Source organism: Vibrio sp. 2092 (assembly GCF_033339635.1).
Lineage (GTDB): Bacteria > Pseudomonadota > Gammaproteobacteria > Enterobacterales > Vibrionaceae > Vibrio > Vibrio alginolyticus.
The window spans coordinates 118,879-133,499 of record NZ_JAWOUY010000005.1 but is presented as its reverse complement, the minus strand read 5'-3'; the positions used below and the strand labels follow the sequence as shown (position 1 = coordinate 133,499).

11 protein-coding genes are annotated in these 14,621 nt (G+C 45.2%); 7 read left to right on the top strand and 4 right to left on the bottom strand.

Annotated elements, in window-relative coordinates:
* Window positions 1–40 precede the first annotated feature (40 nt).
* Complete coding sequence (locus R7P80_RS10975; protein ID WP_005374836.1) at window positions 41–2,494, bottom strand: glycogen/starch/alpha-glucan phosphorylase; 2,454 nt, start codon at window positions 2,492–2,494, stop codon at window positions 41–43.
* A gap of 734 nt (window positions 2,495–3,228) precedes the next feature.
* Here R7P80_RS10975 and malT point away from each other — a divergent pair.
* The 7 genes from malT to sstT all read left to right on the top strand — a co-directional run bounded on the left by malT (window position 3,229) and on the right by sstT (window position 11,950).
* Entirely contained in the window at window positions 3,229–5,937 is a 2,709-nt protein-coding gene (gene malT, locus R7P80_RS10970; protein WP_005374834.1) for an HTH-type transcriptional regulator MalT, read from the top strand.
* Between the two features lie 578 nt (window positions 5,938–6,515).
* Entirely contained in the window at window positions 6,516–7,433 is a 918-nt protein-coding gene (locus tag R7P80_RS10965; protein ID WP_031778872.1) for a DUF368 domain-containing protein, read from the top strand.
* A gap of 243 nt (window positions 7,434–7,676) precedes the next feature.
* Window positions 7,677–8,102 carry a hypothetical protein gene (locus tag R7P80_RS10960; protein ID WP_025768641.1) on the top strand — a complete coding sequence of 142 codons (426 nt, stop codon included), beginning with the start codon at window positions 7,677–7,679 and terminating at the stop codon, window positions 8,100–8,102.
* Between the two features lie 9 nt (window positions 8,103–8,111).
* Window positions 8,112–8,726, top strand: coding sequence for an SCO family protein (locus R7P80_RS10955; protein WP_005384635.1), 615 nt, complete (start codon window positions 8,112–8,114; stop codon window positions 8,724–8,726).
* Window positions 8,716–9,024: a PTS transporter subunit EIIB gene (locus tag R7P80_RS10950; protein ID WP_005384641.1), complete on the top strand. Its 309-nt coding sequence runs from the start codon at window positions 8,716–8,718 to the stop codon at window positions 9,022–9,024. The genes R7P80_RS10955 and R7P80_RS10950 overlap by 11 nt, the downstream gene beginning before the upstream one ends.
* Before the next feature lie 275 nt (window positions 9,025–9,299).
* Window positions 9,300–10,376 carry a ribosome small subunit-dependent GTPase A gene (rsgA, locus tag R7P80_RS10945; protein WP_005384642.1) on the top strand — a complete coding sequence of 359 codons (1,077 nt, stop codon included), beginning with the start codon at window positions 9,300–9,302 and terminating at the stop codon, window positions 10,374–10,376.
* A gap of 356 nt (window positions 10,377–10,732) precedes the next feature.
* A complete protein-coding gene (sstT, locus tag R7P80_RS10940; RefSeq protein ID WP_005374821.1) occupies window positions 10,733–11,950 on the top strand; it encodes a serine/threonine transporter SstT in 1,218 nt (405 codons plus the stop codon).
* 65 nt (window positions 11,951–12,015) lie between these two features.
* On the opposite strand, the gene pdxY is transcribed toward sstT, so the two are convergent.
* The 3 genes from pdxY to R7P80_RS10925 all read right to left on the bottom strand — a co-directional run bounded on the left by pdxY (window position 12,016) and on the right by R7P80_RS10925 (window position 14,512).
* Complete coding sequence (gene pdxY / locus R7P80_RS10935) at window positions 12,016–12,885, bottom strand: pyridoxal kinase PdxY (RefSeq protein ID WP_053303912.1); 870 nt, start codon at window positions 12,883–12,885, stop codon at window positions 12,016–12,018.
* Window positions 12,886–12,986: 101 nt separating this feature from the next.
* A complete protein-coding gene (locus R7P80_RS10930) occupies window positions 12,987–13,175 on the bottom strand; it encodes an AbrB/MazE/SpoVT family DNA-binding domain-containing protein (protein WP_017634469.1) in 189 nt (62 codons plus the stop codon).
* A gap of 140 nt (window positions 13,176–13,315) precedes the next feature.
* The gene (locus R7P80_RS10925; RefSeq protein ID WP_213971617.1) at window positions 13,316–14,512 is read right to left on the bottom strand and encodes a tetratricopeptide repeat protein; all 1,197 of its coding nucleotides are present in this window, start codon (window positions 14,510–14,512) and stop codon (window positions 13,316–13,318) included.
* Between the last annotated feature and the right edge of the window lie 109 nt (window positions 14,513–14,621).

Here is a 14,621-nt window from a genome sequence, read left to right as displayed (position 1 = left end):
AAAGGTAGCGCTTGGCTACCTTGGTCTTAACTAGGTTCTATTAGCGTTTCACCGCTTCAAGTTTCCAGATATTGTTCACGTAGTCGCGGATTGAGCGGTCTGACGTGAACTTGCCAACAAGGGCGGTATTAAGAATGGCCTTCTTCGCCCAGCCAGCTTGATCTTTATATTGTTCGCTCATGTCTTCGTGTGCTTTCACGTAAGAGGCGAAATCCGCGAGACATAAGTATGGGTCACCACCGTCTAGCAGGCTGTCGTATGTGGCACGCAGTAAGCCCGGTTGGCCTGGTGTGAACTCTTCACCCAATAGCAAGTCCATTGACGCTTTGAGTAAGTGATCCGCATTGTAGTAATCAAATGGGTTGTAACCTTGAGCTTTCAGCGCTTTCACACCTTCAACATCTAGACCGAAGATATAGATGTTCTCATCGCCTACTTCCTCACGAATCTCAACGTTTGCACCATCCATTGTACCGATAGTTAGCGCACCGTTTAGCGCCATCTTCATGTTACCTGTACCTGATGCTTCTTTACCCGCTAGCGAGATTTGTTGAGAAACGTCAGCCGCAGGGATAATGATTTCAGCCATACTCACGCGGTAGTCAGGGATGAATACCACTTTCAGCTTGTTACCGATGCGAGGATCGTTGTTCACCTTGTCTGCAATCTTGTTGATTGCGAAGATGATTTCTTTCGCTAGGTGGTAACCCGGTGCTGCTTTTGCTGCGAAGAACACAACGCGTGGCGTACACTCAAAACCTGGTTCATTAAGAATACGGTGGTACAGAGACAGTACGTGTAGCAAGTCTAGATGCTGACGTTTGTACTCGTGCAGACGCTTGATTTGAACATCGAAGATTGCATTAGTATCGAGCTCGATACCCATGTTCTCTTTCACCCAAGTTGCTAGGCGTTCTTTATTCTCTTTCTTCACTGCCATGAATTCTTTTTGGAATGTCGCGTCAGTAGCGTACTTCGCAATACCTTCAAGTTGCTCTAGTTTCGCTGGCCATTCTGGGCCGACTTTCTCAGTGATAAGCTGAGACAGACCTGGGTTACAGAACTTCAACCAGCGACGTGGCGTAATACCGTTCGTTACGTTGTGTAGACGTGTCGGGTACATTTCGTGGAACTCTGGGAATAGGTCTTTCTTAACCAATTCAGAGTGAAGTGCTGCTACACCGTTTACTGCGTAAGAGCCGATTACACATAGGTTTGCCATGCGAACCATGCGGTGGAAACCTTCTTCGATGATAGAAAGCTTCTGTTGCTTCGCGACATCACCCGGCCACATTGCACGTACGTCTTGTAGGAAGCGGTGGTTGATCTCGTAAATGATCTCCATGTGACGTGGTAGCAGGTGCTGGATTAGCGACTCTGGCCATGTCTCTAGTGCTTCTGGAAGTAGCGTGTGGTTGGTGTACGCAAATGTCTTAGAGCTGATTTCCCAAGCCGCTTCCCAAGCTAAACCTTTTTCATCCATCAGGATGCGCATTAGTTCAGGAATCGCAATCGTTGGGTGTGTATCGTTAAGCTGGATAGTCTCTTGCTTAGGTAGATCCGCTAGCGAGTAGCCCGCAGCTTCGTGGCGACGTAGGATGTCACGTACAGACGCTGCTGAGTGGAAGTACTGCTGCATTAGACGCAGTGTTTTACCTTTCTCGTGGTTGTCATTCGGGTAAAGCACTTTAGTGATGTTACCTGCGTCGATCAGTGCGTGCTGAGCTTCGAAGTAATCACCATTGTTAAAGCTTGCTAGTGAGAATGGTGCAATCGCCTGACATTCCCAAAGACGTAGCGGGTAAACCGTGTCTGATTCGTAACCCACAATTGGAAGATCCCAAGGCATTGCTCTTACTGTCATGCCTGGTACCCATTTGCGGACTTCTTTACCGTTCTCGTTAATCACTTCAACGTGACCGTAGAAACCGATCTCTTGCGCAAGTTCTGGACGCGCAATTTCCCAAGGGTAGCCTTCTACACCGCGCCATGCGTCAGGTGCTTCTTGCTGGCGACCATCTTTGAATGACTGTTTAAATAGACCGTATTCGTAATGTAAACCATAGCCGACAGTTGGGAATTCTTGTGCCGCACATGAATCCATGAAACACGCAGCCAGACGACCAAGGCCACCGTTACCCAATGATGGGTCGCGCTCTTCTTCTAGCAGATCAGTTAGGTTGTAACCTAGTTCAGCCATTGCTTCTGTTACTTGTTCGTACAGACCCATGCTGATTAGGTTGTTACCAGTCAAACGACCGATAAGGAATTCTAGCGAAAGGTAGTTAACGCTCTTCGCACTTTTAATGCGTGGATCTTCTTCTGTCGCAAGCAAATCTAGAGTAGTAAATTCAGCCAGAGCATGCCCCATTGCTAGGTACCATGCGCGGCTGTCTGCGTTTTCAATCGTATGAGCGTAAGTTACAGATAGGTGTTTCTTTACGCTTTCTTGGAACGACTTCTTGTCAAATTGTTTTTGTTGAGTAGGTTTCATTACGAAATTCTCACGTCTTTTGGTAATTCATCTGCCATACATCGTGCATTTACCTCTGTGAATAAACATCCTCCTAATTCTCATCCTTTGAAGGAGGAGGGCTGAGGGCGTAGAGGGGGTACCATTGCTAGGTTAGTGATCCAAATCTCAACAAAGTGAACTTTGCACCAGTTCTTAGTGATTTTGATCACAATGGAATGTGAGAAAGGTTAAAACCCGTTCATGACGCTTTTTATAGTCCACTCATCTGATGATGTGAAAATTGTAATATCGGTCACATTAACTCGGTCAGCGTAGAAGAAATTTTCGTAATCTATGTGCAACGCGATCTTAACGCCAACGAAACAAATGATATTTAAGTGACGACAATCACAAATAAAGGGCGTAGTTGATGGTAAATCCATCAACCCTTGAGAATTAGGAAGTGGATCAAAGTAACGAACATTTCTGATGTCGTAACATCCCACTCAGCTCACAGGATTGTACGCTTTTTATACAAACTAGAATTAGGCGATGTGAGTTATTTCTAGTTTTCGCTAGCTTTTATATCTAAGTGACCGTATGGAATGGTTTTTCAGACGGACGCAAGCCCCAACAGTAGCGACATCATCCGGCATTCAAACAGTGTTTTTGATGCTGATGACATCATTCAGTAAGACGGCTTTCAAGGGGGCTTTACAAGAATGATCACGTTGCTGTCATTTGGGTATACATAAATAAGGACATAACTACTAATGTGGATTCCATCTAAGCTTACTCGACCAGGACGCCTGCACAATGCCATCGTGCGCCCACGAGTGTTGGACTTACTACAGCAAGCGCCTTACTACAAATTGGTTTTATTCCGATCCCCAGCAGGTTACGGAAAAACAACAATGGCAGCGCAGTGGCTATCCGATAAGCCAAACGTCGGTTGGTACAGCATTGATGACAGCGATAACGACGGCTTTCGCTTTGTAAACTATCTGCTTCAAGCATTAAACAAAGCCACCAACTTCAGTTGCGCTAACGCACAAAAACTGGCGGAAAAACGTCAGATCTCGTCTTTACGCTCCCTATTTAGCGAAGTATTCGCTGAAATGGCTGACTTTCATCAAGAATGCTACGTGGTGCTTGATGACTACCATTTAATCACGAATGATGAAATCCATGAATCCATGCGTTTCTTCTTAAAGCACATGCCAGACAACCTCACCGTTGTGGTAACCAGTCGTGCAGCGCCGCCTCTGGGCACTGCAAACTTACGTGTTCGTGATTTAATGATCGAAATCGGCAACGAGATGTTGGCGTTTGATACCGAAGAAACCACTCGCTTCTTTAACCAGCGTATCGCCGATGGTATTGATGAAGACATGGCGAACAGCCTAAGAACCTATGTTGAAGGTTGGCCATCGGCGATGCAGTTGATCGCATTACAAGCCCAACATCAAAACCGCACATTGGCACAAACTGTAGAGTCGGTATCGCAGTTCAATCACGCGCACTTGTGGGATTACTTGGTCGAAGAAGTGTTTGACCTACTCGATCACGAAACTCGTCACTTTTTAATGCAAGTATCCGTGCTTGACCACTTCAATGATGAGCTAGTGTTTGCCCTTACCCAACGCGAAGATGCACTGGGAATGATTGAATCGCTTAACCGTTACGGCTTATTCATTTACCCACTCGAAGGGGAACAGAACTGGTTCCGATTCCATAACTTATTTGGCGAGTTTTTGTCTCATGAGCGCCAAGCTCGTATTCCTCAGCAAGAAAAAGATCTCCACCGCAATGCTGCTATCGCTTGGTTACAGCAAAAAGCACCACACCAAGCGATTCATCATGCACAAAAATCGAATGATAAGGACTTAGTGGTAGAGATCCTAAACGAATTCGGCTGGAAGATGTTTAACCAAGGCGAACTCAGCACACTGGAAAGCTCAATTAACAAGTTGGACGATGATCTGTTGTTCAGCCACCCAAAACTTACGATGCTCCGAGCATGGTTGGCTCAAAGTCAGCATCGTTATAACCAAGTGGGCCACCTGCTTGAAGAAGCGGAAGAGGAACACAAAAAGCGTAACATTGCGTTAGATATTCATTATCAAGGTCAAGCAAACGCGTTGCTTGCTCAAGTGGCTATCAACAGTAACCAACCAGAAAAAGCTCTCGAATTAGCGGAGCTAGCGCTTAGCCAACTTGATAACACAATTTACCGTAGCCGAATTGTGGCGACTTCGGTTGTTGGTGAAGTTAACCACGTGCTAGGTAAACTAGACCGTGCTTTGCCGATGATGCAACAAACTGAAAAGCTAGCTCGTCAGTATCAGGTATATCACCAAGCGTTATGGGCAATATTGCAGCAAAGCGAGATTTTAATTGCACAAGGTTACGTGCAAGCTGCCTTTGAACTACAAGATTCCGCATTTCGTCTGATTGAAGATCAGCAGCTTCAGCATGTTCCTCTTCATGAATTTTTGCTGCGTATTCGCGCGCAAGTACTTTGGTGCTGGAACCGACTTGATGAAGCGGAAGAATGCGCGTACAAAGGTCTGCAAATTCTCGAAAACCATTCACCAAGCAAGCACTTACATAGCTATTCGATGTTGGCGCGTATTGCGATTGGACGCGGTGAATTAGACAAAGCAGGTAAATTCATTGAGCATATACAGCACTTGATGAAACAGTCGACTTATCACGTAGATTGGACTGCAAACGCTTCACTATCGTTGATTCTATTTTGGCAAGCGCGCGGGAATACCGATGCAATGCAAGAATGGCTCAACACTGCGGTTCGTCCTGAATCGGCATGCAACCACTTTTCTCAATTGCAATGGCGTAACATTGCTCGCGCCCACATTAATTTAGGCCAATATACCGACGCTCGTGCTGCGTTAGATTTTCTCCAAGGTGAAGCTCGTCGCACTAACCTAATCACAGATACTAATCGCAACTTAGTGGTTGAAGCGGTCCTTTCTGCTCGCCAAAAAGATGAGGAGCAAGCCAAGGCTCTGTTAAAAGAAGCATTAGTAATGACGAACCAAACTGGCATGGTCGGAAACTTCCTGATTGATGGTGCAACCATTGGCGGTCTGCTGGAGAAGTTGAGCCTCCGCCATGAACTGGGCGATCTTGAGCGTCACCGTGCTCAACAGTTAATGAAGGACATTTCATCGAATCAACGTAGCCGGTCGATTCACTTTGATGAAGACTTTATTGAAAAGTTGGTGAATCACCCTAATGTGCCAGAGCTAGTACGTACCAGCCCATTAACACAACGCGAATGGCAGGTTCTGGGACTGATTTATTCAGGCTTTAGTAACGAGCAAATCGCACAAGAGCTGGATGTGGCAGGTACGACAATTAAAACCCACATTCGCAACCTGTACCAAAAGCTTAATATTGCTAATCGTAAAGAAGCCATTGTGACAGCTGAAAATTTGCTACAGTTAATGGGATACTGAACTGCTAGATAAACGGGTTAAAACGTAAAGTAAAACACAAGGGTTGACGTAACACGTCAGCCCTTTTTTATGACTGACAGAAAGAGAAGTGCAATTTGCAAAGCACGTAAGTAACGTTGTTCATATAAAAAAATAGCCAACCGCAATAATCGCGATTGGCTTATATTTAGTGTGAACAAATTGTATTCACTAACAACGTCAGTTGGCTAGGTGACCCTCGGCTTAAGAAGGGTCGAGCAGTATTATGCATTAATCATGCCAAAATGCAAAGACTTATTTTTGGGCACAAGATCTCATATAAGCTGGATTTATTCACGCGCAAATTATCAAAATGCAATTTTATAATGCAAATTGCAATTGCATAATGCAACCAAGATTGATAATTGATAGTAGAGTTAATCATCTCAAAAATGTAAACCAAGCATTAAAAGCTCGTTACGGCGGCATTGTCTCTTGGCGGGTAATAAAGATAGGCAATAGATTGGATATAAAACCAAGTAGTTACAGCACTATTTCATACTTTTTTCATCGCAATGTTTGTATACTCTCTGCCATCGAAACGACTTAGCATTAGAGCAATGAACTACTTAATTACTTTCTTCAAGGGAATCGCCATGGGTGCAGCAGATGTTGTACCTGGTGTATCTGGCGGCACCATCGCGTTTATCACTGGTATTTACGATACGCTGCTTGAAAGCATTCGACGCATTAACCCCTCACTTTTCTCTATCTGGCGAAAAGAAGGGGTTAAAGCCGCGTTTAATCACATCAACGGATTCTTCCTTATCGCTCTGTTTGCCGGCATTTTCACCAGTATTGCAACGCTAGCAAAGTTGATTACTTGGCTTCTTGACACACACCCGATCCCACTTTGGTCATTTTTCTTTGGTCTGATTTTGGTCTCTGTGTATCACATTATTCGTCAGGTTGAGCAACGCGATCTTGTCCGCTTTGTCATTCTGCTCGTTGGTGTCGGGTTTGCTTATAGTATTACTGTGCTCAAACCTTTACACATGGAACCAACGGCCATTAATACCTTATTCGCTGGAGCTATCGCGATTTGTGCGATGATCTTGCCGGGTATCTCTGGCAGTTTTATTTTGCTGCTGATTGGCATGTATGCTCCTGTATTAGCCGCAGTGAAAGGTTTTCAAGTCGATACATTAGCGCTATTTTTGTCTGGCTGCGTGATCGGTTTACTGTCCTTCTCTCACTTATTGTCGTGGTTACTACGCAAGTTCCGTGATTTCACCCTGATGTTTTTGACTGGATTAATGATTGGTACGTTGCCAAAGATTTGGCCATGGAAAGAAACCATCACTTGGCGCACCAATTCGAAGGGCGAACAAGTGCCATTGCTACAGCACAACCTATCACCATTTGAATTTGAACACGTGACATCACAACCTTCTCAGTTAGTACTTGCTGTCGTGATGATGCTTGCAGCCATTGCTCTGGTTTTAGGTCTAGAGAAATTCGCAGACTCAGATAAATAACTTTGGTATCAAACACATACTGAACCAAATAAAAACGGAGCCAATTGGCTCCGTTTTTATTTATTGGCTAAGGGCAAAACATCTCAATTGAAAACTCTGCTGTATTTGATGCAATAAAGTCCGTCGCGTTATAAGGAAGCTGGTCACCGAGGTATAACGCACAATTTACCGAGGTCACGAGTTGGCGAGCGGCGCATCTGTGCTACGATGCTCGTAATGTTAAGTGATAAATGCTGAACCTTAATGAAACTGTTACAAATCGCCGCTGTTTCAGCCGCATTAGTTGCGGGATTTTATGCCCCGACTCTAATAAAAAGCTTTTCTTCTTCCACTCAAAGCAAGTCAATAGATGAATACTGCTTTCTCTCTACAACCTCTTGCGTCCAAGAAAATGTTACGATGACGCTAAACTCAGAAACTGCTCAACCCTTGGTTCCTACCACTCTAAATGTTGAGTGGCATACAAGCGATGCTAAGCAACTCATCCTAAGTCTTTCAGGAAGAGAAATGGAGATGGGTGAGCCTAAGTTTTTGCTGAAGCAAATCGCTCCTGGCCAATATCAAGGTGACATCATTCTCCCGGTTTGCACGGAGGATGCAATGACTTGGGTTGGTGAACTCAGTGATGGAGAGAATACCGTTTACCCTGCTATAAAAATGCAAAGATAAGGAATCGTTATGAGCCACAATTGGTCCCTATTTCTCGTAGCTGCTTTCGCACTCGGGTTTGGCGTAAAGAGCTATTTAGATAATCAGAAAACGAAGCCAGAGCAAGTGGACAGTTCCACCTCTCAACAAACGGTATTGTTTGGGGAAAATAACCAAGCCGTCAATATCTTCGATGTGAATGACCCTCGCATCCGAGTCGTCTATTTTGGCTTTACTCGCTGCCCAGACGTTTGCCCAACTTCTCTTGCAATGCTGGCAGGAGCACTGAATCAAATTGACGACGCGCAAAAAGCACAACTACGCCCGATGTTCATTTCTTTAGACCCAGAGCGTGATGAGGCCGATGCATCAGCAAAATATGCCCATTACTTCCATCCAATGATTGAAGGCCTATCGGCACCACTTGATGTAACGACACCTTTGGCACACAACTATGGTGTCATTTTCCGCAAGACAGAATTGGAAGGCTCAGAACTAAAATACACGCTGGATCATAGCTCTTACTTTTACTTCTTGAAGCCGGATGGCACGTTAATCACTAAAGTACCGCATACGCTCTCACCGGCACCGATTGTTGAAGCCATTTCAAAACTAACGACCGAAGACTCTTCAAATGACGGTTAAGTCAGTGCTGAAGCAATTTTTCAATTTCCTAACTCATACCAACCCCAATGTCGAACAAGACGTCGATACGATCATTGACGCCATTGGGGGCATAGAGAACCTGCTAGAAACTGGTGCATGTGCGACTCGGCTGCGTCTTACCCTCAGAGCGACGTCCGTCATCGATAAGAACGCACTCAAGAATCATGGCGCGCATGGCGTCGTGATATTGGATGATCGTCATGTCCAAATCATATACGGCTTAAAAGCCAACACGTATTCGCAGATTATGGAAGAGCGCATCACAAAACAAAGTTAATATTTTTGCAGTATAGCTACCCTCTTTAAAAAAGGGCGGCTATACTCTTTTGGCTTAATTAACTCACTTATTTATTAACCAACGAAGAGGACACAAGATGATTGTATTGAATAACACTAACTGGGCATCGCAAGGGTAACCCTAACAGCACCAACTCTGTGGCATAGCCACAACTCCCCTTCTCTGCCCGGTCTTCACCGGGGTCAACTCTATCCGAATTAGACCCTAATGCGATTTGTATTAAGGCGCTTTGTTGCGTCTGGGATAATTCAATAATGAATCAAACACATACTTTTTGTGACACATTAGTTTCAACTTCAAACCCTCTAAAACAATTGGGTTGGAAACCATTTTTTCAGCAACAACTGACATTAGACGATTACGACAACACTATCTTTGCTCGTGTAATTGCGCATCACCGAAGTGGTTATTTATTGGCAACAGAAACTGGGCAAGTTCATCTTAATGCCCACCATTCTTTACCCAATATGACCGTCGGAGACTGGGTAATCTTAAATGAAGATCAGCAATTTGTTCGCTTACTGGATCGCTTGAGCCTCTTTAGCCGCAAAGCCGCTGGCAGCAAAGTGGTAGAGCAACTTATCGCAGCCAATGTGGATACAGTGTTTATCGTCTGTTCCCTTAACGACGACTTCAATTTAAGTCGTATTGAACGCTATCTTGCCTTGGCTCATGAAGCCGAAGTCGAACCCGTCATCGTGCTTTCCAAAGCCGATTTGTGTGACAATACTGATGAACTAAAAAGCCAAGTACAGAAGCTCGACCCTCTATTAGCTATAGAGACAGTCAACGGCTTAGAAATAGAGAGTGCTTCTAAACTCATGACCTGGTGCAAAGAAGGACAAACCCTCGCTTTTATCGGTTCTTCAGGCGTTGGCAAATCAACTCTTGTTAATGCATTACTCGGGCAACAAGAACAGGCAACTGGGCATATTCGTGAAGACGATAGCAAAGGGCGACATACAACTACATCGCGCTCTATCCATCTATTACCTGATGGCGGCATCTTGATTGATACTCCGGGAATGCGCGAGCTTCAACTAGCAGATTGTGAATCGGGGGTCAGTGAGGCATTTTCTGACATTGAGGCGCTCGCTCAGCGTTGTCGCTTTGGCAATTGTAAGCACCAAACTGAGCCAGGCTGCGCAGTTCAAACTGCGATTGCAAATGGCAAACTGGAGGTTCGTCGTTTCAATAACTATCAAAAACTATTGCGAGAACAAGCCTTTAACGGCGCGACTTTGGCAGAGCAACGAGCACAAAGTCGACGATTCGGTAAACTTGCTCGCAATGCCATGAGTGATAAGCGCAGGCGCCAACAAAGTTATTAATTTGTTGCGTTTGAGTTGTCAATAAAATCAAAGGAGACGAAAGTCTCCTTTTTAACAACTTTATTAAAAACCATTACTCATAACTAATGATAATTTTCAACATAAAAATCTTATTTAAATAACATTGAGCAAACATTTAATCCAAAAACAAACTAAAACTAGACACAAAATATTACCAAGCTAAGATATGTGATATTCAGCAAGAAAATGGCTGAATTTATAAAAACAGGATAATTGATAATCATGTGTCTTAGTGACCAGAAGCAATGCTCACCCCTTGTAATATAAGGGCATTATCGCCGTGTAATGATGGACTATTGCCCTGCCACTCTGGCATAAAATTGCAGGAATGATGTATGCAACACAACAGCCTCGTTGCCCGATATGCTCGTGGTAACCTCGTCGTCCAGATCCTTGTCGGTATCGTCTTTGGTATTTTGCTCGCGACAATTTCTCCAAGCCATGCCGAAAGCGCGGGATTAATTGGTAGCCTTTTTGTCGGCGCGCTTAAAGCGATCGCGCCAATTCTTGTGTTTATTTTGGTTGCCGCTTCAATTGCAAACCAAAAGAAAAACCAACACACTTACATGCGCCCAATCGTTGTACTGTACCTGATGGGTACATTCTTCGCGGCGCTATCAGCAGTGGTTCTAAGCTTCCTTTTCCCGACCAATTTAACGCTTGTCACCGGCGCTGAAGGTGCAACGCCTCCTCAAGGTATTGCTGAAATTCTACGCACACTGTTGTTTAAACTGGTCGACAACCCAGTAAATGCACTAGTAGAAGCAAACTACATCGGCATTCTTGCTTGGGGTGTGGGTCTGGGTCTTGCACTACACCACGCATCGGCAACAACGAAGGCCGTATTTGAAGATCTAAGCCACAGCGTGTCTCACATTGTGCGCTTTATCATTCGTCTTGCACCATTTGGTATCTTTGGCTTGGTTGCTTCAACGTTTGCGACAACGGGCTTTAGCGCACTAGCAAGCTACGCACACCTTCTGGCGGTTCTTCTTGGCGCAATGATGATCATCGCACTCGTTGTAAACCCAGCGATCGTGTTCGTTAAAACCAAACAAAACCCTTACCCACTTGTATTCCGTTGTCTACGTGAAAGTGGTGTAACTGCGTTCTTCACTCGTTCAAGTGCGGCGAATATTCCAGTAAACATGGCACTATGTGAGAAGCTAAAACTGGACGAGGATACATACTCAGTATCTATCCCTCTAGGTGCGACCATCAACATGGCTGGTGCTGCAATCACTATCACGACGCTAACGCTTGCAGCTGTGCACACTATGGGTATCGAAGTTGATCTACTGACTGCGCTACTTCTAAGTATTGTAGCTGCGGTTTCTGCATGCGGCGCATCAGGTGTTGCAGGTGGCTCTCTACTACTTATCCCACTTGCGTGTGGCCTGTTTGGTATCTCAAACGACGTAGCAATGCAGGTTGTAGCGGTTGGCTTCATTATCGGTGTGATTCAAGACTCTGCTGAAACTGCGCTAAACAGCTCAACAGACGTTGTCTTTACGGCAGCAGTTTGTAAATCAGAGCAGCAAAAAGCTCAGTAAGACTGACAGAACAAATAGAAAGGGGAGCCGATGATGGCTCCCCTTTTTTGTTTAATTGCGCTCAATTATGCGGTGACCAGAGCCACTTCTTCAATCGGGAAGTGTTTGCTTGGTTCAACAAACTCTTGCTGCGCCGCGATAGTTTGCAGCTCCCATTCGCCTGCATGATACGTTGCACTTAACACCCCGTAGCACGCGTCATGACAATGTTGGAAAGCTTGTTTAGGAGACCAGCCTTTTAAGAGTCCCGCGGTAAAAATAGCTGAAATAAGATCGCCCACGCCAACAGGTTGTTTAGCAAACTCAAATTGAGGACGCTTCGCAAGGTAAATACCTTCTTGCGTAGCCAATAGCATGTTAAAGCTGCCATTTTCTAGGCAGTAAAGGTGCTTAACTAGCACCACTTTTGGACCTTTCTCTAGCGCACGTTGGCATGCGGTGATCGCATCGTCTAGTGAGTGGATTTCCATCTCAGCAAATTGACTTAGCTCGAATTGGTTCGGAACGATCACGTCCGCCATTGGCATCAAACGCGTTAGAAGATTTTCAGCAATGCCCGGAGCCACAATGCAGCCTTTGTCTGGCGCGCCCATCACAGGGTCGCAAACGTAAAGTGCGTTCGGGTTCGCTTGCTTCACTTTCGTCACGGTATCTTCAACAGCAAGGCACTGCTCTGCGCTACCTTGGTAGCCCGTCAATACCGCTTGGCACTTTTCCAGCGTGCCGATGTTACCAAGTCCACGAACTAACTCGCTGATGTCTTCAGCCGCAAACGCTCGCCCAGTCCAGCCTTCTTGATACTGCGTGTGGTTAGAAAATTGAACGGTATGAATCGGCCATACTTCGAAACCCATGCGTTGCATTGGGAAAACAGCACTGCTGTTACCAGCATGACCAAAAGAAACATGAGATTGTATAGAGAGGATACCTTGCATAGTACCTTACCTCTTATTGTAGTTATCGATAGTTCAAAGACAGCGGCAAGCGCCAGTTTTGCGAAACCAGTAGTGTATCCGACAAACCAAGATTCTCTAACTCAATTCTCCTCAATATCTTCAGAGTAAGTTGGAGCGCTGGTTTTCAACACCATCTTCTTAATTTCCATTTTGTCTTTATTCAGTGCGATTTCTAGGGTATCTCCTTCCCTTATCCCGAGCTGAGCCAGGATTACGCTTGGAATGACTACGGCGGTGTCGTCACCGATTTTAACAGGTTGACTTATCATCTTTCGTCCTCCAAATGTCGAAAATGAGTTTTCACGTCATTGGATGTCTAGCCTCAAATACATTAAGCTGACTTGGATTTGGCGTAACATTTTAAAGACAAAAGAAAAGCCTCAATCTTGAGGCTTCTGGATAAGATAGGTTATGGCTGAAGGAAGTTTTGAGTGAAATCGAGCGCATCTTTAGAGAGTTTTTTTTCGTTAGGCGATGTGCTTGCCTGGTCTTCTGCTGTTACCGTTGTCATCTTAGGCTGAAAATCTAGTGTTGATGTCTCCTCCCAAGCTTCGGAGACGTCTTTATTCTCATCATTCAACACCGCATTGAGCTCCTCTTCCGCAGGAAAATACGCTTCGCGTTTGTACACTTTGTTAAGGGCTCGAATAATAGAGTGCTTTCTAACCATTCCTGAGGCCAGCTTTCTTTGCAACGGCTTCGCTATGGACTGCAATCCAACGACAACATCAACACCAATATTGGTTGCCACTTCATCACGCAACGTACGTGCAGGTTGGTAGCCCATATTAGCAGCAAGAAACAGCCAAACGTAAGCAATTGCATTACCCGTTTTACCTTTATCCTTCCACGCTTCGCCAGCATGATACATCGCTTTAGCACTGCCACCTTCCGCGGCCCGTTCCAGCCAGTAGCAACCTTTAACCATGCTTTTTTCTGTACCAATGCCATTTAGGTAACATAAGCCGACTTGGATTTTGCCATCCGCACTGTCTTTTTCCGCCGCTTTCATAAACCAGTAAAGCGCATCTGCACTGCGTCCTGCACTATTATCTGGTGAAAGCTGCCATTCCCCCATATAAATCATGGCATCAATGCAGCCTTCTTCGGCGGCAGTTTCAATCAGTTGGTTACCTTTTGGGATATTTTTTTCAGTTCCTCGACCAAAGACCAAGGCCTTGCCCGTCGAAAATTTCGCTTCGGTATCCCCTTCCATTCCCGCAATTGCGGTACGCCAGAAGTTTGCCTGCTCTTTTAAAATCACATCTTCGCGCATGCGTTCACTTAAGCGAACAATGCCGTACATCCCCGTCACATTGTCCAGTTTAGCGGCTTTATCATACCAATACAGCGCTTGACGAATGTTGCCCTTTTCGGCTTCTTTCGCTAGAAATAAAATGGTGGGGATATGCCCAGTTTCGGCTTTGAACTCTCGCTCTTTACGCTCTTGCTCTCGCGCTTTATGCATCGCCTTTCGATAAGCGGCTTCGCGAGCTTTCCTCTCTGCCTCGAGTCTCTGTTTCCGCATCGACAACGAGATCATCCACACAAATATCAGGACGAGTGAAAGGCCAGTTGCCGCAATGGCAATGCCCATACTACTCATAAATAGCCTCTTTTGGTTTCAGGGCCCAATTCAACTCCCTTTCAGGGAAATCTTATGATTACGCGCCGACGTAACGCCGACTACCTTCATTATATAACGACCACTTAGC